At 44.3% G+C, this 23768-nt stretch carries 19 protein-coding genes and 2 pseudogenes; 9 read left to right on the forward strand and 12 right to left on the reverse strand.

Features of this window, described 5'->3' with window-relative positions:
• Positions 1-289 precede the first annotated feature (289 nt).
• The 3 genes from ABUE36_RS01040 to ABUE36_RS01050 form a co-directional block, all read right to left on the reverse strand.
• Complete coding sequence (locus tag ABUE36_RS01040) at positions 290-1243, reverse strand: DNA/RNA non-specific endonuclease (protein ID WP_161002503.1); 954 nt, start codon at positions 1241-1243, stop codon at positions 290-292.
• A 119-nt stretch (positions 1244-1362) separates the two neighbouring features.
• The gene (locus ABUE36_RS01045; RefSeq protein WP_161002504.1) at positions 1363-4077 is read right to left on the reverse strand and encodes an HAD-IC family P-type ATPase; all 2715 of its coding nucleotides are present in this window, start codon (positions 4075-4077) and stop codon (positions 1363-1365) included.
• A 556-nt stretch (positions 4078-4633) separates the two neighbouring features.
• Entirely contained in the window at positions 4634-5200 is a 567-nt protein-coding gene (locus ABUE36_RS01050; protein WP_161002505.1) for a TetR/AcrR family transcriptional regulator, read from the reverse strand.
• A 198-nt stretch (positions 5201-5398) separates the two neighbouring features.
• Between ABUE36_RS01050 and ABUE36_RS01055 the strand changes: the two genes are divergently transcribed.
• The 4 genes from ABUE36_RS01055 to ABUE36_RS01070 all read left to right on the forward strand — a co-directional run bounded on the left by ABUE36_RS01055 (position 5399) and on the right by ABUE36_RS01070 (position 9256).
• Positions 5399-6328, forward strand: coding sequence for an IS30-like element ISLpl1 family transposase (locus ABUE36_RS01055; RefSeq protein WP_096109805.1), 930 nt, complete (start codon positions 5399-5401; stop codon positions 6326-6328).
• Between the two features lie 25 nt (positions 6329-6353).
• A complete protein-coding gene (locus tag ABUE36_RS01060) occupies positions 6354-6923 on the forward strand; it encodes a YbhB/YbcL family Raf kinase inhibitor-like protein (protein ID WP_161002506.1) in 570 nt (189 codons plus the stop codon).
• 25 nt (positions 6924-6948) lie between these two features.
• The gene (locus tag ABUE36_RS01065; protein ID WP_161003871.1) at positions 6949-7698 is read left to right on the forward strand and encodes a sulfite exporter TauE/SafE family protein; all 750 of its coding nucleotides are present in this window, start codon (positions 6949-6951) and stop codon (positions 7696-7698) included.
• Between the two features lie 187 nt (positions 7699-7885).
• A complete protein-coding gene (locus tag ABUE36_RS01070; RefSeq protein WP_421017008.1) occupies positions 7886-9256 on the forward strand; it encodes an FAD-dependent oxidoreductase in 1371 nt (456 codons plus the stop codon).
• A gap of 77 nt (positions 9257-9333) precedes the next feature.
• Here the strand turns inward: ABUE36_RS01070 and greA are convergent, their stop codons facing one another.
• From greA to ABUE36_RS01105, 7 genes and pseudogenes are all read right to left on the reverse strand, one after another.
• On the reverse strand, positions 9334-9801 hold the full coding sequence (greA, locus tag ABUE36_RS01075) for a transcription elongation factor GreA (protein WP_161002509.1): 468 nt from the start codon (positions 9799-9801) through the stop codon (positions 9334-9336).
• Between the two features lie 61 nt (positions 9802-9862).
• The gene (locus ABUE36_RS01080) at positions 9863-10612 is read right to left on the reverse strand and encodes a glycosyltransferase family 2 protein (protein ID WP_161002510.1); all 750 of its coding nucleotides are present in this window, start codon (positions 10610-10612) and stop codon (positions 9863-9865) included.
• A gap of 121 nt (positions 10613-10733) precedes the next feature.
• Positions 10734-11654, reverse strand: a complete 921-nt coding sequence (locus ABUE36_RS01085; RefSeq protein WP_161002511.1) for a LysR family transcriptional regulator — start codon at positions 11652-11654, stop codon at positions 10734-10736.
• A 241-nt stretch (positions 11655-11895) separates the two neighbouring features.
• A pseudogene (locus ABUE36_RS01090) lies at positions 11896-11994 on the reverse strand (IS30 family transposase); the annotation flags it as partial.
• A gap of 60 nt (positions 11995-12054) precedes the next feature.
• Positions 12055-12792: an IS21-like element helper ATPase IstB gene (gene istB, locus ABUE36_RS01095; protein ID WP_014386885.1), complete on the reverse strand. Its 738-nt coding sequence runs from the start codon at positions 12790-12792 to the stop codon at positions 12055-12057.
• A gap of 9 nt (positions 12793-12801) precedes the next feature.
• Entirely contained in the window at positions 12802-14025 is a 1224-nt protein-coding gene (istA, locus tag ABUE36_RS01100) for an IS21 family transposase (RefSeq protein WP_003555353.1), read from the reverse strand.
• Positions 14026-14104: 79 nt separating this feature from the next.
• Positions 14105-14965, reverse strand: a complete 861-nt coding sequence (locus tag ABUE36_RS01105; protein ID WP_421017009.1) for an IS30 family transposase — start codon at positions 14963-14965, stop codon at positions 14105-14107.
• 99 nt (positions 14966-15064) lie between these two features.
• Here ABUE36_RS01105 and ABUE36_RS01110 point away from each other — a divergent pair.
• From ABUE36_RS01110 to ABUE36_RS01130, 5 genes and pseudogenes are all read left to right on the forward strand, one after another.
• Positions 15065-15871 (forward strand): annotated as a pseudogene (locus tag ABUE36_RS01110) (shikimate dehydrogenase); the annotation flags it as partial.
• 43 nt (positions 15872-15914) lie between these two features.
• Entirely contained in the window at positions 15915-17114 is a 1200-nt protein-coding gene (locus ABUE36_RS01115; protein WP_178941812.1) for an MFS transporter, read from the forward strand.
• A gap of 45 nt (positions 17115-17159) precedes the next feature.
• Entirely contained in the window at positions 17160-17921 is a 762-nt protein-coding gene (gene aroD, locus ABUE36_RS01120) for a type I 3-dehydroquinate dehydratase (RefSeq protein WP_420871579.1), read from the forward strand.
• 99 nt (positions 17922-18020) lie between these two features.
• Positions 18021-18956 carry an FAD:protein FMN transferase gene (locus tag ABUE36_RS01125; protein ID WP_225439142.1) on the forward strand — a complete coding sequence of 312 codons (936 nt, stop codon included), beginning with the start codon at positions 18021-18023 and terminating at the stop codon, positions 18954-18956.
• Between the two features lie 18 nt (positions 18957-18974).
• The gene (locus ABUE36_RS01130) at positions 18975-20705 is read left to right on the forward strand and encodes an FAD-dependent oxidoreductase (RefSeq protein ID WP_421017010.1); all 1731 of its coding nucleotides are present in this window, start codon (positions 18975-18977) and stop codon (positions 20703-20705) included.
• 409 nt (positions 20706-21114) lie between these two features.
• On the opposite strand, the gene ABUE36_RS01135 is transcribed toward ABUE36_RS01130, so the two are convergent.
• Positions 21115-23070: a KxYKxGKxW signal peptide domain-containing protein gene (locus ABUE36_RS01135; protein ID WP_421017011.1), complete on the reverse strand. Its 1956-nt coding sequence runs from the start codon at positions 23068-23070 to the stop codon at positions 21115-21117.
• Positions 23071-23280: 210 nt separating this feature from the next.
• A complete protein-coding gene (locus tag ABUE36_RS01140) occupies positions 23281-23679 on the reverse strand; it encodes an ArsC/Spx/MgsR family protein (protein ID WP_338131448.1) in 399 nt (132 codons plus the stop codon).
• Positions 23680-23768: the final 89 nt, after the last annotated feature.

Below are 23768 nucleotides of genomic sequence, written 5' to 3' on the forward strand. Positions count from 1 at the left end.
AAGTCTACTGTACCGTCTCAGTTTGCATTGAACTAATCTTTTCAATTATGGGCGTGGAACAGATTAGCTGTTTTATCATGTGCAATGTGAGCGGAACTGACGTGAAACAGAGTTCCGTGTCTGTAACACTTGGCGGCGAGAATTTGGCCGCGTAGTGTTACGGGACGACTTCTGAGACGGGCTGTGGCTCAGAATCGAGGTGGAAAACCGCGGTTTGTGCGGGTTGAGACCGGTCCCAGGGAACGGCGTTTCAGGTCAGTGGAGCGGTGTAATGCATTAATGACACATGTTAGCTTTGTGTCCAACTACCATCGGCATAGTTGATGGTGGCGCCATTCTGAGCGTTGAATACGTAAACGTTAATGTTGAGGGCTTGGCCGTCATCCGTCGTGCTGACTGCCTGGACATGAGTGCCACGAGGAACGAGTTCGTTGCCTTGGTACAGAGGGGTGACAACGTAATAAACGGGGATGTTTGGCCGTTCTCTGACAAAGTCACGAATTGCGGTTTCAGCGTAAGCCATCCCACCAGCAGTGCTTTGGCTACGTCCGTTTGTACCAACGTTTTGAGCACGAGTGCCAGTCGTTAAGTTGTTGCGCTGCATGATGGCATTGCTACTGGTGTCAGGCCCGCCAAGATTACCAACTAACGACCAAGCCAGTGTGTGGGAACGGTTGTAGAAATAACCGCGATAACCATTTAACTGGGCAATGCGATTATTGCCTTCGTAGCCTGTTGGATCGGCGCTTTCAGCAAAGGAAGGTCGCTTCATTGCGGCTGTGGCACTGACACTGTTGTAAGTGACCAACGCTTGACCGGCTTGACTACGGCCCAGCGTATCCGGCGAGTCAATCGTGTACCAGGCTTGTTCATGGTTGTGCTCTAAGGCATCATGAATTTGTAAACTGGTTAAGGTTGATTTGCCCAAACTGACGTAGTTTTCTGGATACTTATTTGCGTCAAATTGTAATGCCAGTAATTGACTGTCCGTCGCGTCACGAGGCACATCGGCGGTAGTTGGCGTTGTTTGTGTGCTGCCTGAATTACTACTGAACCAGTTTTCAGCTTGCTTGGTCCAGTGACGGTAATGACGGCGCATTGTGGTGACTTGGCGGGGGCCATGGGTAAAGGCCTTGACCTCGGTGTTATTAGTCGAAAAAAGGTAACCGAACACCAACACTGCAATGGTTGCCAAGACGGTAACAAGTTTGCGTTGCTTTAGTTTGAAACGTTTCTTTTTCATGATTCAATCCTTATTTTCTTTGTTCTTGTCTGCCACTTAATAGTTTACTCGCATGGCAAACGAAAAGCAGTACTGTCAACAAAATTGACGGTACTGCTTCTTTTATAAATTAAGTGTTATTAGTTCATGCGTGGCTGTTTACGTTTGTGCCACTGCATCCGAATAATCTTGTCGGCTTCAGTAACGACTAACGTGACAAACCCGGAGCCAATCGCCAATCCCCATTGACTCCAACTCATTGGACCAGTCTTGAAGATATCCTGCATAAACGGAATGTATGCTTGCGCGAGTTGCAGCAACATCAGTGCAGCAATGACGACAAATGCCATTTTGTTCGTCCAGAAGTTCTTTGAGAAGGCCAGATGTGGACTGCGAATGTTGAACAGGTAGAACACCTTACCTAACACAATGACGTTAACGGTAATCGTGCTGGCAATGACTTGGCTGACGCCGTTATTGGTGAGCCAGTCAAACGCCCACAGTCCCATCGCCGCTATTAAGACGGACACATAGGCCATTTGGAACACGTCATGTTTGTTCATCAGGGTTGAACCAGTTTTCCGCGGACGTCGCTGCATAATGCCTTGTTCAGCCGGTTCGAAAATGAACGCAAACTGAATTGTGACGGCTGAAACCATGTTGATCCAGAGCAATTGCGTTGGGACCAATGGCAGTTTTTGTTGCATCAAAATACTGAATGCGACAATTAAACCTTCGGCAAAACTGGTTGGCAACAGAAAGGCGATGGTCTTCTTGATGTTGTCGTACAGTCGCCGGCCTTCACGAATGGCTTTTGTCATCGTCGTAAAGTTATCGTCGACTAAAATCATGTCGGCCGCATCTTTTGCTACATCGGTCCCTTTGATACCCATCGCAACACCAATATCGGCGCGTTTCAAAGCAGGCGCATCGTTGACACCATCACCAGTCATCGCCGTAATCTTCCCGTTTTCCTGGTAGGCTTTGATGATGGCCAGTTTGTTGCTTGGCGTCGTCCGGGCAAACACATCATATCGATTGATGTTGGCACGGAGTTCGTCAGGTGACATGTCATCTAGCTCAGCACCCGTGATGGTTTGGATGTTATCTGCCAAACCAAGTTGACGGCCAATGGCAGTTGCCGTGTCAGGATGGTCACCGGTGATCATTTTAACTTTGACCCCGGCAGTTCGCATTTCTTTTAACGCATCAATAACTTCTTCACGTGGCGGGTCAATAATCCCGACGATCCCGAGAAAGTCGACACCATCGCGCAATGTTTCGTGTGTGACTTCGCTAACGTCTTTGCCCACGAGTTTACGGCCCACTGCCACAACCCGTTTGCCTTGAGTAGTTAAGTCGTGAATGACGTCGTTCCAGTGATCGACATTAAAAGTCGGGTCAGCTGCCTGCGCCATTTCATAAAGTTTGTCAGGAGCACCCTTTACGAACACTTCATGTTGACCATCTTCACGGACACTGAGGCGGGCGATGTAACGATAGTCGGAGTCAAACGGAATGCGGTCCAACTCCTCAAACGCAGGCTCGTCCATGCCACAGCCTTTGTGGTATAGCGTGAGAAAGGCACCATCAGTCGGTTCACCATTCAGGATCCACTGGCCATCTTCTTCTTGTAGCATGGTATCGTTGGCTTCGAAACCACTGATTAACAGTTCCTTCAAGATTGGGTCATCCTGAACGTTAACTGGTTGACCATTTGCCATAATCTGACCTTTAGGTTGATAGCCAGTTCCTGTAACTTGATACTGATGATTCTTAGTAATGATATCCTGAGCTGTCATTTCGTTCTTCGTTAACGTCCCGGTTTTATCCGTGGCGATAATGTCGACAGCACCTAGCGTTTCTACGGAAGGTAACGTCTTAACGATTGCTTTGTTGCGCGCCATCGTGTTCACGCCCATTGCGAGAATGACGGAAGTTGAAGCCGGCAACCCTTCAGGCAGGGAACCTACAATCATGGTGATGATTGCTAGTGCGAGGGTTGGTAACGCATATAAGTGGCGCACCCAACCAAAGATAAACAGTGCAATGGCAACGGCGATGATGAAGTAGGAAATCCAGGTTCCCAAACGATCGAGTTCCTTCATCAATGGCGTTTTGGTTTGTTTGACATCCGTTACATCATCGGCAATTTGACCAAGTTCAGTGTCGTGTCCAGTTGCCGTGACGATCCCAGTAGCACTCCCATTAGTTACGGCAGTGCTGGCGTAGGCCATGTTTTCACGCTCAGCTAGCGGTGTTTTACTGTCTTTCAGTGGATCAAAGTTCTTAAGCACAGAATCTGGTTCACCGGTCAAAGCCGATTCTTGAATCCGCAGATTATCAGAATCGAGAATCCGCATGTCGGCAGGGACATTGTCACCCGCCTCCAGATAGACAATGTCACCGGTTACTAACTCGGTGGCCGGCACGTCTGTCCGTGCACTGTCCCGAATAACCGTGGCTTCGGTAGACAACATCGACTTGATTTTATCAAGCGCGTTGCTGGCATTGACTTCCTGAAAGTAGCCAATCAAGGCATTAATAATGACTACCAAACCGATAACGACGGCGTCGGAATAGTGACGAATGAAAAGGGTAAAAGCAGCCGCAAATAGCAGAATGTAGATGATTACGTTGTTAAACTGACGCAGGAATATCAACCATTTTGGTGTGACATGAGCCGTCAGTTCATTTGGCCCATTTTTTGCCAGTCGGTCGGCTGCAGTTTCGGCCGTTAGCCCTGTTTCGAGATCACTATGAAAGTGATCCAAAACCTCGGTTTCCGTTTGTACATAGACGGGACTCGGTTTGGGGTCAGGTGCATCAGGTGCGGTATTTGGGTTCTGTGACATTAAATGAAGACTCCTTCTGAATTAAGTTAGTTTTAGTGAGAAAAGTATATCATGTCAGCTTGCCATCATTAAAGCAATATCGTTTCGAAATATAATGGCTAAAGAGTAAAACCTTATTGGTGATTTAAGGTTCTGTTTGTGGTGACTTGTCGCTTGCGGTTGTCAACAGTGACACGCTCGCCGTGGGACCGGTTTAAGCCCGAAGTTCACGGTCTTTCGCCTCGCCACAGAGCCTCGTGACCCGCGAGTCTCTGTGCCCGTCCGTGCTGTAAATTCGAGAAAATCATTCGAATTAACACCACCTTCACGGCTCGGTATCACTGTTGACGCCCTCCAGCTAATCTAGCAGTAAAATTTACAAAAATATCCTTTCGTCCCAATATCTTGGCGGATGAAAGGATATTTCTTAAAAGAGTGGAGCTGAGTTGAAACAGAGTCCGAGGTTGAAGACCCGGACTTTGGGGCTGAGACCGGTCCCAGGGAACGGCGTTTCAAGTCAGCGTAACGGGTACGATGTGGTACTTTTGCCAGTGCAAAGGCAGGTCCACACAGATATCTATTTTTGTGACTCATCGAACAGCCGCATCAAATTGTCGACGAAACTGTCATCGCGATCGATAGCAGGATTCGTAAACCAGCCGACACTTTCGCTGACAACTTCACCGATGATCATGGCCCGGACACCACGGGAGATGGATAGTTGTTGTACGGGATCGCTGACAAAATCGCCAATGTATCGTTGCATCATTTCGGATAAATGACGTGTTTCGTTGAAAGCTGACAGGTGGTCGGGCAGTCCAGACGTTCGCATCACCGCTAGTGATAGGTCCAGGTTTTGGCGACCATAGTTACGGATGGTAGTGGCCATTTTGATCAGTGCCTCCCGACCATTTAAATCGAAGCAGGCCGTTTGGACTTCTTGATTAAGGGTTGCGAAAAAGTTTGTTGCCACACCAAGCAGCAGGTCGTTATGATTTTTGAAGTAGAAGTAAAGGGCCTGCGTTCGACAGTTAAGTGCCTTGGCGATGTTACCAAACGTAGCGGCGTCCGCGCCGTCAGCTTTAATTAGGTCTGTGGCCGTTTGAATGATTTTTTCAGCAGATAAATCGCGTTTTTGAACCATGAATTAATGACTCCTTCATAGAAAGTGGTTTGTTTATATTTACATTTTACAACATGTAAATTATACTTACAAAGTGTAAAATAAAAAGAGATGTGAGTTAGTAGATTGTAAAATTAATCCGAACGCTGTTCGGACAAAAAAGATCAGCTTCCTTTAAAATGGTGTTTACAACAAACCCATCTTTTAGGAGCTGATCTTTTGTCTAGTATAACCTATTCCGAACGAATTAAAATCGAAACCTTTTGTGAACTAGGGCTGTCCAATATCCAAATGGGCGTTCGGCTGAACCGATCACCGTCAACAATTTCTTATGAATTATCTCGATGTCAACCTTATCAGGCTGAATTAGCACAAACAGATGCCGAATACAAGCGATCACGATGTGGTCGGAAAACTAAGCTGAGCGATGAGTTAAAGCAAACAATTCTCAACCATTTACATCTAAGCTGGTCACCAGGAATGATTGCTCACGAATTTAAACTAGCGACTAAATCTATTTATAATTGGCTAAATCAGGGGAGAATTGGTTTCTCCTTGAATGATCTACCTGAACATGGCGTACGCCAACGGCGTAACGTTGACCAACGATCCAAATATAATCAATCTTTGGGGCGATCGATTGAACAGCGTCCCATGATGATTAATCAACGTAATCGCATCGGTGATTTTGAACTAGATACCGTCGTTGGCCCTCGTGGGCATAGTAAGGCAGTTTTATTAACTTTAATCGATCGCAAATCACGGTTCCTTTGGGCATATCGGTTAAAGGACCGAACGACAGCGAGTGTTAATGAAGCACTGACTAAGTTCCTAACAACTTTTAATGGACCGGTGCACAGTTTTACTGTGGACCGTGGTACTGAGTTTAGTGGGCTAGTATCATTTGAATCACAATATGGTATTAAGACCTATTACTGTCATGCTTATACGCCAGCTGAACGTGGTAGTAATGAACGCTTTAATCGGAATTTACGTTATTTTTATCCTAAGGGGACTCGTTTTGAGCACATTAGTGCTCAAGATTTAACGACGACGTTACTCCAAATTAACCAGAGACCGCTTAAAATACTTGACTGGAAAACACCGTATCAGGTTATGCTGACCAATTTGTCCAAAAATTCGGATTAAATTTGCAATCTACCAGTTTTGAATAATGAAATTACGATTTCCGTTTTCAGATAGGATAATTCCTGATCAGTATGGTGGCAATGCGATTTCTTCGGAAAAGGTCGAAGGGGTGACCCCAAAATCATTTCCGTTTGAGATTCTTGACATAAGTAGTGCTACCAAGGTGGTGGCCTGGAAGCTGATTGACTACGATACGGTGCCTATGTTTGGGTTTCCGTGGACACACTGGCTGGTCGCTGATGCGCCTGTTGAAGGTCAGTCCTTAATTGTGCCGGCAGATTTTAGTTGCCACACGAACGTGCCTCAGGGTGAAAACAGTTTGCACTCTATCATTCAGGATTTACGGGCACCGTGGTGGAAATTGCGTGCTCAACACACGTGGTTGGAGCAGCACTACGCCGGTCCACGGCCAAAATCAGGAACACATCACTATCAATTGACTGTTTATGGGTTCGCACAACCGTTGGGATTGCAACAAGGCTTTTCCTTAGCCGACTTGATGGCGCATGTGAACGACGAGGACATTACGGAAATGGCATTTCAAAATTTGCTGTACACCAAGGTTTCGACCAACAAACAGAGTGAGACTGATTAATGTTGTTTAGAGAGAAGGATAAACCATGTTGTGGATTGAGTTAATTATTACCGGTTTTATTATTGGTACGCTGGTGATTTCGATGGGTGGCGGTGGTGCGGCCATCTATTTAGGCGTATTAACGGGCGTCTTTCACTTGCCGGCTGCTGTAGCGGCCGCAACCTCACTATTTACGGCATTTCCATCGCTATGTGTCGGCGCCTACAGTCATTATCGCACGGGAAATGTAGAAGCTAAAGTTGGTAATCGGATGTTACTGGCAGCGTTGCCTGCGACCATTGTTGGTTCTTTGTTATCACCGTTTATACCGACCAAAATCTATACCTGGGTGATCGCGATTATCTTGGTGCTGCTCGGCGTCCAAATTATTGCACGTCAGTATTTGCCACACCGGAATAAAACGGCCAACGGTGGTACCAAACGGATTCAAGCAATCGCATTCGGTATCTTAAGTGGCCTAATGGTTGGTGTTGCCGGGTTAAGTGGTGGCGGTCCAATCTTAGCTGGCTTATTACTAATGGGGTTAGATACCGTGCATGCCGCTGCGACCTCCTCATACGTGTTAGTCGGTACGACGCTGATCGGGTTGCTCTTTCACATGTCCAGTGGCCACGTGGATTGGTCCATTGGTTTTGGTCTCATGATTGGGGCAATCATTGGTGCAGCTTTAGCCCCAATTATTATTAACCGGTTAAACAAACGGGTGCTAAACTTGGTCTTGCAGCCAATGATGGGATTGTTATTAGTAGTCATGGGCTTGAGGATGATTCTTTAATCCGTTTGCCTGAATTAAGAAAAAATAAGTTGCAAAAAATTTAAATTGGCCGATAGCATTGATGTTATCGGCTTTTTTCGTGTTTGAATTCGTGAGCGGGTCTTGCATCATAACTGTGCAAGTTTTACAGTATGTGTGTTAGAAGAATTAGAATGATTCTAAAACATACGATGGAGGTTAACTATTTATGAGTAAAACAAAAATCGTTATTGTCGGTGCATCACATGGTGGTCACGAATCAGCAATTGAACTGTTGGATAAGTATCGGGACGTGGATGTCACGATTTATGAAGCAGGTGATTTTGTCTCATTCATGTCATGCGGGATGGAATTATTCTTGGAGGACAAGGTAACCGCGCAAGAAGACGTCCGTAACTTTAAACCAGAAGACATTACCAGCAAGGGTGGTCACGTCTTCAACAATCACGAAGTTACGGCCATCAATGCTGACAAGAAAGAAGTCAGCGTGAAGGATGTTAAGTCTGGTCAGACTGAGCAAGTCGCTTATGACAAACTGATTTTGAGCTCTGGTGTAACGCCAACGGTTTTGCCAGTTCCAGGGCACGATTTAGATGGCATCTACGCAATGCGTGGTTACGACTGGGCTAGCAAGATCAAGGCGGACACTACGGATGATAGCATTAAGAACGTTGCCGTTATCGGCGCTGGATACATTGGGATTGAAGCTGCCGAAGTCTTTACTAAGGCTGGTAAGCACGTCACATTAATGGACATGATTGACCGCCCATTAGGCAACTATCTCAACGAAAATTTGACTGACGTTGTCACTAAAGAGCTGACCAGCAAGGGTGTTGAATTGGCTTTGTCTCAGTCGATTAAGTCGTTTGAAGGAGACAAGTCTGTTACTGGTGTAAAGACCGCTGACAAGACTTATCCAGCTGATCTCGTTATTTGTGCAGCTGGCGTTAAACCAAATACGGCTTGGCTGTCAGGCACAGTTAACTTAACGGACCGTGGTTTTATTGACGTCAACCCATACTTACAAACGAACTTGCCTGATGTTTATGCCATGGGGGATGCGATCCTGCCATTGTCTATCCCAGCCGGCAAGCCAACGCCAATCGCGTTAGCAACCACCGCTCGTCGTGAAGCTCAGTATGTGGTTGATCACATCTTTGAAGAAACGCCTGCTGTTCCATTCAAAGGAGTTGTTGGTGCGTCTGCATTAAGTGTGTTTGATTATCACTTTGCCGCTGCTGGTTTGAACACCACCACGGCTGCTAAAGTTGATGTGCCAGTTGCAACCAGTGCTTACAAGGACACTTTACGACCAGCCTATGTGCCAGCAAGTGCCGGCAACACGGATGTTTACACAAGCTTGACGTTTGATCCACTGACGCACCAAATCCTTGGTGGCGCCGTCCTCTCCAAGTATGACATTACTGCTCAAGGCAACGTGATTGCTTTAGCTGTTGCGCATAAACTGACATTGGAAGATTTAGCCACCGCTGATTTCTTCTTCCAGCCTGGTTTTGACCGTCAATGGAGTTTGCTTAACCTAGCCGCACAACATGCTTTGGGGCGTGCACGGTTCTAATATTTGAAACGTTATTTTAAATAATGAAAAAGCCAACGCGAGAAATTGCGTTGGCTTTTTTACAACCTAAATGAACTTTAACCCTTAATTTTCCTGATTGTAACCTGATAATCCCCGTTTGGTGCGTTAACCGTGACAGTGTCACCGACCTTATGATTGATCATGGCGCGTCCCAACGGTGAATCAAACGAAATTTTGTTGGCATCCAAATCTGCTTCAAATTTACCGACAATCTGGTAGGCGTCAGTATCGTTTTCGTCCTCGAATTGCACATCGACATGCTTGCCAATCTCAACCTGATCCGGGGTTTGTGGGGTGACAACCTCCGCGTATTGTAGCAACTTGTTAAGATAACGCAAACGGCTTTCTAGGTGACGCAAATCACGTTTGGCGGCGCTGTACTCGGCGTTCTCTGATAGGTCACCTAGAGCGCGGGCTTCCTGCAACTGTTTGATGCGGTTGGGACGGTCCAACTCCAAACGGGTGATTTCCTGTTCGATTTGGTGATAGCCAGCTGGCGTCATTGAATTTGCGGTTAACTGCATGCGACAAACTTCCTTTGGATGTGATTATTCCCCACAATTATAAGACAGTGGGCAGTCATCGTCATCCTGCATTCAGGTTTTCTCGCAACTGGTCAATGTGCGCGTCAACTTCCATCTCGCCGCGGCGCATAGCCATTGATGCAGTATGGATGGTGCTACCAGGCCGACTTACTTTGTTGTAGACGAGTGTTGGATTAAATAGAAAACGCTGTGCACCGGCTTCGTAGTCCGCAGTAAACAGCAAATCCTCAGCCAGTTTTAAATGGGTGTCAAAACGTAGCATCAAACGATTGATAACACTAACTCGGAATGCTTTATTCCAAGTATAGCCACCAATTTGGGTACCGTGTTCTGTGGCCTCGGATAACATGTCGTCTTGACTAATTTCGTGCCATCCGGTGATACCGGAAACGGCTCCGCGGGCGTAGCCACCCCAACGATAGCCGACAGTTACAAGGTCAACACCGGGTTGGCTCATACCGTCCACGAAAGTTTGCAGATAGTTTGGTTCACATAGGTCATCACCATCCACAAAGCAGATCACTGGTGCGCTCGCATGGTCAATGCCGTAGTTGCGGGCAGCCGACACACCACTGTGCTCTGGCAAATGCGCGGCAATGAAGCGAGAATCCTTTTGCGCCCATTTTTCGATAACACTATTTGACCCATCTGTTGAATGATCATCAACCATAATGACTTCGAAATCGCTTAATGTTTGGCGCGCTAAACTGGCCAAACAGGGATCCAGATAATTACCAAGATTATAAACGGTCACAACAGCAGTAATGGCCGATTGTTTTTGTTCGCTCATGATTTAACCTCCCTCAAGGAAATATTCACTTGGCTTGATGATACGAGGAAACTGGCAAAAAGGGGGAGATTCATACTTGGATATGACAGCTATTAGAGAGACTGATTAATTTACTAACTGGCTATTCGTAACCATTGATATCGGAAGCACAGTAATGTATCAAAAAATCTCGAAATCGTGTAACTGACGGTGCCATAAACTGATTAATTTTAGTAACCAAATACAATTGGTGAGCGGCATAATTGTCGGTGAGATGTAACAACTTAACGTGTTCTTGTTTAAGCTGTGGCAAATTTGGTACCAAAGCGATCCCAAAATTATGCTCTACGAATGAGACTACTGTGTAATCTTCTTCAACTTCGTATCGGATTTGTGGGCTGATACCAGAACGTTCAAGAATTTTATCAATCAGCGGTCTTAACCCACTTGTCTTTGAATAGCTAATGAGAGGGTATTTAGCAATATCACTAACGAAAACGTTCTTCTTATGTGCTAATGGATGATTTGCAGGTACCGCTAAGACTATCTCCTGTTTCACTAGTGGTGTGAAGAGAAATTCTTTACTGGTCTCAATGTCACCCAGTTTTTGAACACGAGAGGCCAAGACAAGATCAAGTGAATCATCGCGGAGTGCCTTCAGTAATTGAAATGAGTTACCCTGCGTGAGTGCAAAAGAGATCTTGGTATTATTAGAGGCTTTCTGAAAGGCACTCATGACTGATGGCACCAGGCTTTGTCCAAGTGTATATGTGAAGCCAAGTTCAATGTGTCCTGTGTTGGCGTCCATCAGTTGCCGAATGAGTTCTTCTCCCTGGGTTAGTTTGGCAAGACCAGTATTAACGTATGTTAAGTATGATTTGCCAAATCGAGTGAGTTTAATGTTGCGACCTTCATGCTCGAATAATGGGACGCCAAGCTCACTTTCTAACCCGTTAATGGCGTAGCTTAGAGACGGTTGCGAAATACCAAGATGCTCGGCGGCAATTGCCATATGCTGAGTTTTGGCTAATTCTTGAAAGAAAACTAAGTGGCGCAAATTCATAAAATCACCTCTGATTAAATGATAGAAGAATTCTATTGATTGAACAAGTAAGCGTTATTTATTTGTATCTTTGTAACCGTTAACATAGCAAGTGAATTAATTAACAAAATTAGGAACAAGAATATAGGAGTGACTTAAAATGACTGAACGTATTGATGGACACACAATTTTAATTGGTTTGATGGCTTATCCGATCCGACACTCAATGTCACCAACTATGCACAATAGGTAGATTGCAAATTTAATCCGAATTTTTGGACAAATTGGTCAGCATAACCTGATACGGTGTTTTCCAGTCAAGTATTTTAAGCGGTCTCTGGTTAATTTGGAGTAACGTCGTCTGTCAAGGGCAGTTTAAAAATGTAGGTTTTCGGCAGAAAGAAATGTAGGTTTTCGGCAGTTACTTGAGGCCACGTAATCGGTAAGATTTACCAGTGATCTTCACTACGTGAACATGATGAACCAAGCGATCGAGAATGGCTGCTGTCACAGTTGGGTTCTGGAAAATATCAACCCAAGCGGATAGATCACTATTGCTGGTAATGATCGTTGAATGCTTTTCATAGCGGGCATTGACTAGCTGAAATAAGAGGTTAGCTTCTTGGTGACCAATTGGCAAATACCCAATTTCATCAATAATTAATAGGTCATAGCGCGAATAGCGGCTTAGAGATCGATCAAGCAGTCCTTTTTCGTAAGCTGCTCTCAATCTAATCAACAGCTCATGACAATTAATAAAGAGAACCCGACAGCCCTGTTTACAGGCCTCAATCCCAATACTAATTGCCAAGTGGGTTTTACCGACTCCCGGATTGCCAATAAAGATTAAGTTTTCAGACTTTTCCATAAAAGCCAGATTCTGGAATTCCAGAACCTCTTGGCGATTCATACTGGGTTGAAAGCTAAAATCAAATGTATCTAGGGATTTTGTATTGGGGAACCGAGCACGGCCAATGGCCCGTGCAATCTGACCTTCGTGTCGATTCTGGAGTTCCGAATTAGTTAAATCAATTAGCGCCTCAGTTAATGACAGATTATCAGTGTGAATTTGATCAAGGTAATTCGGCAAGTATTCACGGATTTTGTTTAACCCTAAGCGCTCAAGATTATTTAAAAGAATTTGATTATTAGTGGTCATGGTAGCCTCCTATAAGTTGTCGTAATCAGTCATATGTTCACGAATGTAAGCTGAAATGTCTTCATCTGTCCGCCCTTTAAGCAAATCAGATTTGAGGATATTGAACTGATCTTGGGGGTCATAATTCAGCGAATTGGTAGTTATGGAGTGCGTACGAATTTCTTCTCCGTTATAATAAATGTGAATGCGCTGCTCATCATTGGAGATTTCAACAGCAACCGTACAACCAATGTATCGCGGATCTACTGAGTACTTACATTTGCGGAAATTGATCATGGCCTCCTTCGAAACGACACGGGTAATGTTTTCTTCGAAGTATGGTTCAAGGAGATTAACTGGAACGCGATGAAGGTACTCTTTTTCTTCGTCTAACCATTTCAGGTACGGGACTTCGTCCGTGGCCTGCGAAGTTTCATGATTTAGATCATCTCGGAGCATATGAACTAGTTCGATTAGCTCAGTTCCATCAGCAAATTCAGTATTGTATGGCCGTAAACGTTCAACCGTGCGAGCAAGGGCTTCAACTGCACCTTTAGTTTGTGGTCTGAATGGTCGACAAGCAATTGGTGTGAAACCGGCATCTTTACAGAATTCGTGGAACCGTTCGTTAAAGACAGCGTGGCCAAACTGGGATTTTGTATGATCCACAACGGTTTTCATATTATCAAACCAGATTTCCGTCGGAATACCTCCGGTATGAAGGAAAGCGTCGTGTAAGCAAGAAAAGAGGGTATCTTGGCTCCGATCAAAGGTTAGTGTCATATATTTGAGTTTTGAATAAGGCAATACATACAAGAAAATATTGAATTTAAACAGCTCACCCTCGCTGCTCACTAGGGCCATTTCTTCTTTCCAGTCAACTTGAGCAGAGAGACCAGGGGAATGTTCAATCCGAATGGTAGCTTTCTTAACTCGTTCTCGGCGGGTTTGGCGACAATAATCTTTCACGAGGGTATAGCTGCCGGTAAAGCCCTTCTTCTGGATAAATTTAAAAATTGAAGCAGCCGAACAATTTAGTTCAAGCTTTGAATCGATGGTTTGCTTGAATGGATCCAGTAAACTTGGCCGTTTCGGTCGACCACTTGGTCGGCCCTTAAGTCCAGCTTTGACTTCCTCATAGGCTTTCTTAACGGTTCGATAATCAACATTATATTGCCGGGCAATCTCGGCGAAGTTAGGCTTAATATTTTCAGTCACGTAAATCGTCACTCCTTCTCTTAAATCACGTCTCACATCAAATTCCTCCTACACTCTGATGTGATTCATGATACAAAAAATGTAGGAAAACCAACAGTTCTAACCTGCCGTTTTCCTACATTTTACGGGTGCCTTTTACAGTCGTCGTTAAATCTTGAGCACTAATGTGCTCAAAACGAGTCCCCTTAGGATAAAAATAACGTAAATTCCGATTAAAGCGTTCATTACTACCACGTTCAGCTGGCGTATAAGCATGACAGTAATAGGTCTTAATACCATATTGTGATTCAAATGATACTAGCCCACTAAACTCAGTACCACGGTCCACAGTAAAACTGTGCACCGGTCCATTAAAAGTTGTTAGGAACTTAGTCAGTGCTTCATTAACACTCGCTGTCGTTCGGTCCTTTAACCGATATGCCCAAAGGAACCGTGATTTGCGATCGATTAAAGTTAATAAAACTGCCTTACTATGCCCACGAGGGCCAACGACGGTATCTAGTTCAAAATCACCGATGCGATTACGTTGATTAATCATCATGGGACGCTGTTCAATCGATCGCCCCAAAGATTGATTATATTTGGATCGTTGGTCAACGTTACGCCGTTGGCGTACGCCATGTTCAGGTAGATCATTCAAGGAGAAACCAATTCTCCCCTGATTTAGCCAATTATAAATAGATTTAGTCGCTAGTTTAAATTCGTGAGCAATCATTCCTGGTGACCAGCTTAGATGTAAATGGTTGAGAATTGTTTGCTTTAACTCATCGCTCAGCTTAGTTTTCCGACCACATCGTGATCGCTTGTATTCGGCATCTGTTTGTGCTAATTCAGCCTGATAAGGTTGACATCGAGATAATTCATAAGAAATTGTTGACGGTGATCGGTTCAGCCGAACGCCCATTTGGATATTGGACAGCCCTAGTTCACAAAAGGTTTCGATTTTAATTCGTTCGGAATAGGTTATACTAGACAAAAGATCAGCTCCTAAAAGATGGGTTTGTTGTAAACACCATTTTAAAGGAAGCTGATCTTTTTTGTCCGAACAGCGTTCGGATTAATTTTACAATCTACTAATAATGCATTTGCAAAATTAGGATTGAATTACGCATACCTGGCCTTTGAAGTTGGCAACGATACTTTACCAAGCGCAATTGAGTCTATTCGAACGCTGGATATGCGTGGATCAAATATCTCAATGCCAAATAAGCAAAAAGTCATTCCATTGCTTGATAAATTGGATCCTGCTGCAGAAATGGTTGGGGCCGTTAACACGATTGTAAATGATCATGGGACTTTAACAGGTTACACAACCGATGGTACAGGATTCATGAAATCACTGTCTGATGAAGGTTTGGATATTCGTGGTGAAAAGATGACGTTGGCTGGTGCCGGTGGCGCTGGTACTGCGATTGCCATTCAAGCAGCTTTAGATGGTGTAAAAGAAATTGCCATTTTTGATTTGGATAGTGTTTACCAAAAGAATGCTAAGCATAACGTCGACATTATTAATGAGAAGACGAATTGTCACGCGACGTTACACACGTTAGCTGATCAAGATGACTTCAAACAGCAAATTTCTGAATCAGCAATCTACTGTGATTCCACGGGTGTCGGCATGAAGCCTTTAGAGGATGAAACCTTAGTGAGCGATCCTAGCTGGTTCCGACAGGACATGATTGTGTTTGATACCGTTTATGCGCCACGAACAACAAAACTGATGAAAGTGGCCGAACAAGCTGGCGTCAAACATGTCTTTAACGGCTTAGGCATGATGCTTGAACAAGGTGCTGAGGCCTTTAAATTGTGGACGGGTGAAGATATGCCAGTTGATTATATTCGTGACCTTTTGTTCAACGATGACGGTGTTACTACCAAATAGTCTTTTTAAAGTTGGAGCAAAATAAAGAAATGGCTGTGAAAAAATGACAAAGAAATACGTGCCGTTGGCAACGGGAATATACCTCAACTACGCCATCATTGGAATGGCAACGATTATTATTTCTCAGTACAGTAATAGCTTTCAGCAACTTTGGAATACCAACTTAAAAGGAATCTCAACCGTTATTTCGATGATTGGGATCGGTCGGTTGTTAACGATTCTTTTTGCAGGTTATGTATCAGATCGTTTTGGTCGAAAGTTGACGATGCTTGTCGGTATTGCTACGACGATTATTTTCTTTTTGGGATTGGTATTGAGTCGAGATGTTGTGTGGGCCTCAATCTTTGCACTATTTATGGGTGCCACCGATTCCTTCAGTGATGCGTCGAGTTATCCAGCATTGTCGGATGCTTTTACAAATCGTGCAGCTAGCATGAATTCACTTGTTAAGGCTGCAATGTCACTTGCCCAGTTTGCTTTACCGTTTATTGTGGCTGCTATCCCCGATTCAAAGGTAGCCTTGATTGGTATGACCGTTATCATGGTCGTCGATGGCGTCATTATCATGCGCAGTCAGTTCGGCCCACAAAATGAAAGCAAACCAGAATCGAAACAGACATCGGTTGACAAAGCATTGGACAATCAAAATGTTGCGAAAGCAAAGCCTAGCGTTCTCATTGATGGGACCGCATTGGTTGTTCTCGGTTTTACGATTTCCTTTACGTTTTATGTGTTTACACAGTATGTGCCAAATTTTGGTATCTCCGTTTTGAAGGTCAGCGCGGCAACCGCAAAGGGGTTGGTTTCCTGGTATGCGATTGCATCCCTAATTTCAGTATTTGTAACCTCCGTTATTGTGACAAAGGTTAAACCAATGTATCTAGTTTTGGCTTATTCGGGCATCTCATTGATTTTCTTGGGATGGATGACGATGATGCCGAGCCTGTGGTTAGCACAGGTAACGAGCATTGTTATTGGATTCTTTGCGGCCGGCGGCATTTGGCAACTGGGTTTGACCATCCTGTCACAGTATTTTCCACGAGAAAAGGGAAAAGTTACGGGTTACTACAGCTTCATGGCAGCATTGACTTATTTCGTTGGTCCATTTGTTTCAAGTTTTGTGATTAACAATACGGCTGCCAGTGTGTTGTGGGTGTTCAAACTTGATATTGCCGTGACTTTGATTGGGGTGTTGTTAATCGCCTTAGTGATGGTCCGTAATTTGAAGTACAAGTTTATCTAGATATGATTTCTAATCGAAGCAATTTTAGAGAGGTGAAACATCTTGATCAATCAAGCAACAGTTAAACTCAGAAATATCACTCTTGGTGTTGGTCGACCGAAAATTGCGGTACCGATTACCGGCAAAACCGCGGACGAAATCGGTGAACAGGCCCAGAAGATCGTCACGGTCAAACCAGATGTTGTGGAATGGCGAATTGATTATTTTGATGGTGTCTTAGATGCAGGGCAGTTAACTCAAACGGGCCAGCAACTACGTCAAATTCTTGGCGACATTGCGTTGTTAACGACCTTTAGAACCAAAGGTGAAGGCGGCGAACTGACATTGGCCGATGATGGTTATTTCAAGGTTTGCGAGACTGTTCTTCAAGGGCACTTTACCGATGCACTAGATGTTGAACGTTTTCATGATGAAACAGCCGTGAAAGGATTAGTTGGCGAGGCTCATGAAGAAAATATAATCGTCATTATGAGCAATCATGACTTTGACAAAACACCAGCTGCTGATGAAATTCAGTCACGTTTAACAGGCATGGTTGAACTCGGCGCCGATGTTGCCAAGATGGCAGTAATGCCTCATAACGCTAACGATGTCTTGACCCTATTAACGGCCACTGCTAAAACTGCAGCATCGGTAAATCGGCCACTGATTACAATGTCGATGGGTGATTTGGGCAAAGTTTCTCGGATTGCAGGCGAAACTTTTGGCTCTGCATTAACGTTTGCAACAGTTGGTGCCGCTTCAGCACCAGGACAGATTCCGCTACAGAATTTACGTCAAGAACTAGAAGATTTGAAGTTGAGCTAGAAACTCGAATAGCATGACAGATGGACCGACCAAATGACTGATTGTTGGTCGGTCCGTACTTTATCATCGATCAGTCAGTGTGAGTCAGGGGGTATTGCGGTGTCGAACAATGTGACTACAAAAAAGTACGTTTCTCAGTTTGAGATGTTTGGCACGGTGATTTCACTGACCTTATTCAAACGTAATCCGGTTGCAGTCGAGGTCGTTTACGATTACTTACAGGATGCGGATCGGATATTTTCGGCTAATCTGGAGGATTCCCTGTTGATGAAGATTAACCGTCAAGCTGGTATGCAACCAGTGCAAGTACCACGGCAGTTGTACGATCTGATCAAACGGGGCGTAGTGGCGAGTCGCAAATACCGTGACAGTTTTAATGTCTTAATCGGTCCGCTTGTGAAACTATGGCGAATTGGTTTCGATGGACAGCAGTTGCCAGCTCCATCAGATATCAAGGCCCGGTTGCAGCTTATCAAACCCGATGATGTTCTGTTGAATGACGACCAGCAAACGGTTTATCTGACTAAGCGCGGAATGGAATTGGATCTGGGTGCGATTGCCAAAGGGTATTTTGCCGATCAAATTATTGATCTGTTGCAATCGAATGGGCTGAAAACTGGCATTGTGAACCTTGGTGGTAACGTTCAATTGTTTGGCTGCAATCCGTTAACTTCGGATGGCCGGTGGCACGTGGGCATTCGCAATCCACAACAGCCAACTAGGCAGCCGTTGACGACAATAAGTACGGTGGCGAAAAGTGTTGTGACTTCTGGTATTGATGAACGATACTTCATTGTTGACGGTCACCGGTATCATCATATTCTTAGTCCGTTAACTGGTTATCCAATTGATAACGATCTTGCCTCTGTTACTATCGTGACGCCGGAATCGACATTGGCTGAAATCTTAACGACGGTCTGTTTCTTTGCAGGTAGTCGACGTGGGCTCGAATTGGTTGATCATATGACAGATGTCGAAGCCGTTTTTGTTACCCGTCAGAATAAAATATTAATGTCTCGTGGTTTGGAAAGATAAGTAAAGGAAGAATCCATTATGAGCAATGAACAGCAAATTACCGGCCAGGCAAATGGTCACAACGGTATTATTAATTATGAAGTGGACGTTTCAAATGACCATATCGACGATTTTAAGGTGTTAAAGCATTCCGAAACGCCAGGTATTTTTAATCAGGTGGTTGATACACTTAAGCAAAATATTATTACCAACCAGTCATTTGATGTTGATACGATCAGTGGTGCGACAGTGATGATAAAAGCCCTGTTAACATCGGCCAAGTCTGCGGTTAACGCGGCTGCTGTTAAGTTACATTCGGTTCCAACGAACACGGAACATCAAGATGTCGAACTAACCGCAGATGTTGCCGTAATCGGTGGTGGTGAAGCTGGTTTGGTTGCCGCTAGTCGGGCACTCAGTTTGGGACACAAGGTGATTTTAGTCGAAAAAAACGGCTATCTTGGTGGTGCAACTATTCTTAATGGTTCTAACGTGACGGCCACTGGTTCAAAGGTTGCGGCGCGCATTTTCCCAGAACAGCAAGATTCACCGGAACAATTGCTCAATGATGTGACAAAAGAAAGTCGTAACACGAACTTGCCTGAGTTAACTAAGTTAATGGTAAATAATATCGGTTCAGCAATCGATTTTATCAGCGACTATGCGGATCTCGAGTACCAAAAAGCTCAAACACAAACGCCCGAGCACTCTGTGGAGCGACAGATTGAGTTGCCGAGTGCTTCTAGTTTTGAATTTATAAAAAAGGTTTCAGCGGCATTTAAACAAAACGGTGGTCAAATACTTTTAGATGCCCGCGTTGAAAATATTTTGACCGATAATGATCGTGTAACTGGTCTTGTAGCAGAAGCTAAAAATAAAACGATTACTATTCACGCACAGGCGGTTGTTTTGGCCGCAGGTGGGTATGGTGCCAATCAGAAGATGCGTGGCACTGAAAGTGAAGGCATCGACTATTATGGCCCAATGACGTCTACAGGGGATGCGTACAGTTTTAATGACAAATTGAGTTTGAAATCACACGATCTCGGTTGGTACAAAGTTTATCCACACGGTGTTGAAGTGGAGCCAGGGATTGCCAAACTGACAACGTATGCTTCGAAAAAAGCCACTGATATGGGTGCTATTTATGTGAATAACCGTGGTCAGCGGATCGTTAATGAATCAGACGTTTACGCTAAGTTCCGAGATGCTATTCTTGACCAGCCGGGCAAAGTTGCGTTTATGGTGATGGACGAACGCACTTGGAAAGAAGTTTATGCCTTGCTGGTACTACATGATTTCACTGCGGCTGAGATTAAGGGTTACTTTGATAATCCAGACAAGAAGCCAGTGTTTGTTAAAGGTGGTCTACGCGAGGTTGCTCAGGCAGCTGGCATCAATTCTGATCAATTGGTTAAAACGGTTCAGCGTTATCAGGAACAAGCCGAAACAGGAGAAGATCCAGACTTCGGTCGTGATGCACAGTACTTACATCAGTTTTATGGTGAAACGTTCTATGTTGTTGAACAGCGTGATCGGTTTGCCACGACGTTGGGTGGTTATAGTATTGATCCTTCGACCATGCAACTTAAGAATACAGATGACCAAGATGTGACAGGTTATTATGCTGCTGGTGAAATTGTGGGTGGTGCTAACGGTCATGATTCTATGCCAAGCATGATGAATACATGGGGAATTTCATCAGGCTATTTGGCTGGCCTCTATGCCAGCCAAGCGGTTGAGGCTGCAAAGACGGCCAGCGCTAATTAAGCCAAGTCAGGTTGGATTTGAAGCAAAATTTCCGTTTTCAAACAAACTGACCTCAGCCAATTCTCAGCCAAACTAAAAATGAAGTTAATGCAAAACAAATAACGCCACTTCCGTGATGGAAGTGACGCTATTTTTGTAGGCGCACTCGGCATGCATGATATTAAGTGCTAGGCGGTGAGAGCCCGCTGTGGCTTTTACTAGCTGAGTGACATGCTAAAGATTGCCGATTGTAGCTTATGGAAGGGGGTAGGGATAACTGGGGCGCATAGTACCGTTTTTGGTAAATAAACGATGAAAGTTTCAAGCCCTACCTCCTATTCTGTTCCTTTTGATTAAAGACGATACATTCTCAAGCGCTACTGAGACAACGACAATCTTAATTTAATTTCTTGCAAATACTGACGACTTTTCAGTGACGCTTTTTATAGTTGAACCCGAGCAATCCTAAACCCATTGAAACAATACCTAGAATTTCAGCCGTAAGCGAAACCTGTTGGTTGGTCTGTGGCAATACATTATTTGAAGCCTGAGATTTTTCATGACGTAATTGTCTCGTGTTTGTGATCGGTTTTATCTTCTGTGTTGGCATTGGTGGAGTAGGCAGTGTCGATGGAGTAGGCGGAGTAGGTGTCGTCGTCGGTGCTGGTGTCGTCGTCGGCGTTGGTGGAGTCGGTGGTGTCGGTGGAGTCGTCGGTGTTGGTGGAGTCGGTGGTGTTGGTGGAGTAGGTGGAGTAGGTGGTGTTGGTGGAGTCGGCGGTGTCGGTGTCGTCGGCGGTGTTGGTGGAGTCGGCGGAGTCGGTGGCGTCGGTGGTGTTGGCGGCGTCGGTGTAACGGGCACCTTAACCCATATGATTAAAGGCAGTAGGTCTTGAATAATTGGATACTCTGTCTCGCCTAAGATGGTTTGGATTGACTCTTGTGAATCGGGATTGGTACTGAATATTTTTGTCGCGGCTGCATTCCATAGTCTGTTTACGTTTGCATATGGCCAGTCTGAAGATATCTGCTCCATGATGCGTCCCGGTATAGCGACTGGAACGATATTGAAGCCATCTTCTTGTACAGGCATTTCTGGAGATTGATTTAAGTCACCGCTTGTTCCCCACTGTATAAAGCGATTCCAAAAGTCCTGGACAATATTTGTTGTTTGGGCTGCAGATAAGTCCGGGTATTGTGTGGCAAACGCAGTATTGAGAATGGACAACATTTGAGATATGTCTCCCATTGAACCCGTATCAATTATTTGTTGAATTCCTTTGTTGACCGCTATTGAAGCCGGTGTTTGCACATAGTCATTAAGGATTTTTCCCGTCTTCAAGGTGGCATCGATAAAATCAGTGATTTGAGACGAACCAGCGGACTCACTAATGTTTTCAATTCTCTGAACGTATTGACCCACGACATCGTCTGGTAAAGATCCTGTTGACGATTCAAAACGATTTATGGAAATAGTCAGTTTGTTTAGTAGCTCAGTGAGGCGGGCAATGCTAGTGGCAGTTTGGACGAGGCCGCTTTGTTCATTGAGAAACACATGAATTGCATCTCCAGCCTCGAAAATCGGATTGCTAAGTGAAGTTGGCAGTCCCTGCAATGATGTCTGAACCTGAAAGGTTGATACAACATCTGATAGAGCATTATAGAAATTATCAGAATCAAGTGTGTTTGAAACTCCGTCGTTGTTTACGCTGCTAATCATTTGGTCCAAACTTTGTTGAACGGTCATTTCCTGGTTACTTGTAAGAATATGTGATTTAATTGCACCGTTTAGTGCCGTCTTTAAATCGTTCGCGGCCTGATTTAATTGTTCAGTGTCGATAGCCTGTGAAGTCAAGCTACGTGAGTCAGATGATTTATCTGCCGACATGGTTTGGGAGGCTTGGTAGTTAGCGGAACTAGACGTGGGGGACGGCGAAGATGCTTGGACAGGCGCACCTGAATGATTAGATGTCAATGAATTTACATCGTTTGAAGATGAATCTAAGCTAGTTGCGGCATGTGAAGTCAATACTGTAGAACTACTTGATGATGAGTAAGAGTCATTTTCAGGTTTTGGTACATTTAAAACTGATGACGGAGATTTGCTGGCAATTGTTGATGTATTAGATGATTTTTTAAATGTATCTGCATGGGGCGACACGGTTGACGTGTGAGTATTATCACTTGCTGACTGACCACTAGATGCCAATGAGTCAGAGCTTTCTGTATTAAACGTTTGAGAAGGTGTATCTGGTGTGGATGCGCTGGCACTCACGTTAGCAACAGCAAGGTCAACTGAGAAAACCGTCAATATTGTTATTCCCATGTACACCCAGTGCTTACCAGACTTATACATTTTATAATGTTGCTTAAGTTTTGAGTGTTTCATCTTGTAAGGCCCTTCTTTACAGAGTGAAATTATTCAAATTTTGCTTGAATCTGTACATGTAATTGGTGATCACTGCACTTTATAGTTCCAATAAGTTGTACACAACTCATTGGAACTAGTGATTGAACAAAAACCTATTTTTATTAGTGAAGAATTGGCTCAGTCCACACAAGAAAAAAGCGCGGACTTTTAGTAATTTTTGAAAGCGTGTTATCCATGGCTTGCCAAAAGTGCCCGCATTTCAGCAATCCGTTCTTTGTGGGAGATGAATACGCCAAGTTCCTCTTGCCCATGAGTAACTAGCAAGTTCCTCTCGTCATCAAAGATGAGTGGAAAATGAATCAAGTAGTTGTCTAGGCTCATCATCTGTAACAAATCATTCAAGCTCATCGCATCTACGCCAGATATTGATTTCAACGATGCTGAGCGACGAGCCAAGATGGAATCTATGCCATCTTCTGAGGCAGCAATGAGTCTTTTCAAAGTCTTAACTGACAATCGATCATGCTGAGTAATTCTTATTTCAGTAAAAGGCACGTTATGTCTTTTAAACCATTGAACAGCTTCTCGAGATGGTCGATTAGATGGAGCGGTATAAATTATTACCATAGTTAATATACCAACCTTTTTCTCAAATTTTAAAAGCCTTAGTCAATAAATGGTTCACGCACGAATAGTGCATATACACGAATTGGTAT

The sequence above is a fragment of the Furfurilactobacillus cerevisiae genome (genome assembly GCF_048961765.1).
Taxonomy (GTDB): Bacteria; Bacillota; Bacilli; order Lactobacillales; family Lactobacillaceae; genus Furfurilactobacillus; species Furfurilactobacillus milii_A.

Excerpts from the sequence above, each read along its gene's own strand:
- ABUE36_RS01140 (WP_338131448.1), bottom strand. The coding sequence starts at position 23,679 with ATGGTAATAATTTATACCGCTCCATCTAATCGACCATCTCGAGAAGCT.
- ABUE36_RS01070 (WP_421017008.1), top strand. The coding sequence starts at position 7,886 with ATGAGTAAAACAAAAATCGTTATTGTCGGTGCATCACATGGTGGTCAC.
- ABUE36_RS01115 (WP_178941812.1), top strand. The coding sequence starts at position 15,915 with ATGACAAAGAAATACGTGCCGTTGGCAACGGGAATATACCTCAACTAC.
- ABUE36_RS01040 (WP_161002503.1), bottom strand. The coding sequence starts at position 1,243 with ATGAAAAAGAAACGTTTCAAACTAAAGCAACGCAAACTTGTTACCGTC.
- ABUE36_RS01045 (WP_161002504.1), bottom strand. The coding sequence starts at position 4,077 with ATGTCACAGAACCCAAATACCGCACCTGATGCACCTGACCCCAAACCG.
- ABUE36_RS01130 (WP_421017010.1), top strand. The coding sequence starts at position 18,975 with ATGAGCAATGAACAGCAAATTACCGGCCAGGCAAATGGTCACAACGGT.
- ABUE36_RS01050 (WP_161002505.1), bottom strand. The coding sequence starts at position 5,200 with ATGGTTCAAAAACGCGATTTATCTGCTGAAAAAATCATTCAAACGGCC.
- ABUE36_RS01060 (WP_161002506.1), top strand. The coding sequence starts at position 6,354 with ATGAAATTACGATTTCCGTTTTCAGATAGGATAATTCCTGATCAGTAT.
- ABUE36_RS01080 (WP_161002510.1), bottom strand. The coding sequence starts at position 10,612 with ATGAGCGAACAAAAACAATCGGCCATTACTGCTGTTGTGACCGTTTAT.
- istB (WP_014386885.1), bottom strand. The coding sequence starts at position 12,792 with ATGACCACTAATAATCAAATTCTTTTAAATAATCTTGAGCGCTTAGGG.
- ABUE36_RS01135 (WP_421017011.1), bottom strand. The coding sequence starts at position 23,070 with ATGAAACACTCAAAACTTAAGCAACATTATAAAATGTATAAGTCTGGT.
- ABUE36_RS01085 (WP_161002511.1), bottom strand. The coding sequence starts at position 11,654 with ATGAATTTGCGCCACTTAGTTTTCTTTCAAGAATTAGCCAAAACTCAG.
- greA (WP_161002509.1), bottom strand. The coding sequence starts at position 9,801 with ATGCAGTTAACCGCAAATTCAATGACGCCAGCTGGCTATCACCAAATC.
- ABUE36_RS01065 (WP_161003871.1), top strand. The coding sequence starts at position 6,949 with ATGTTGTGGATTGAGTTAATTATTACCGGTTTTATTATTGGTACGCTG.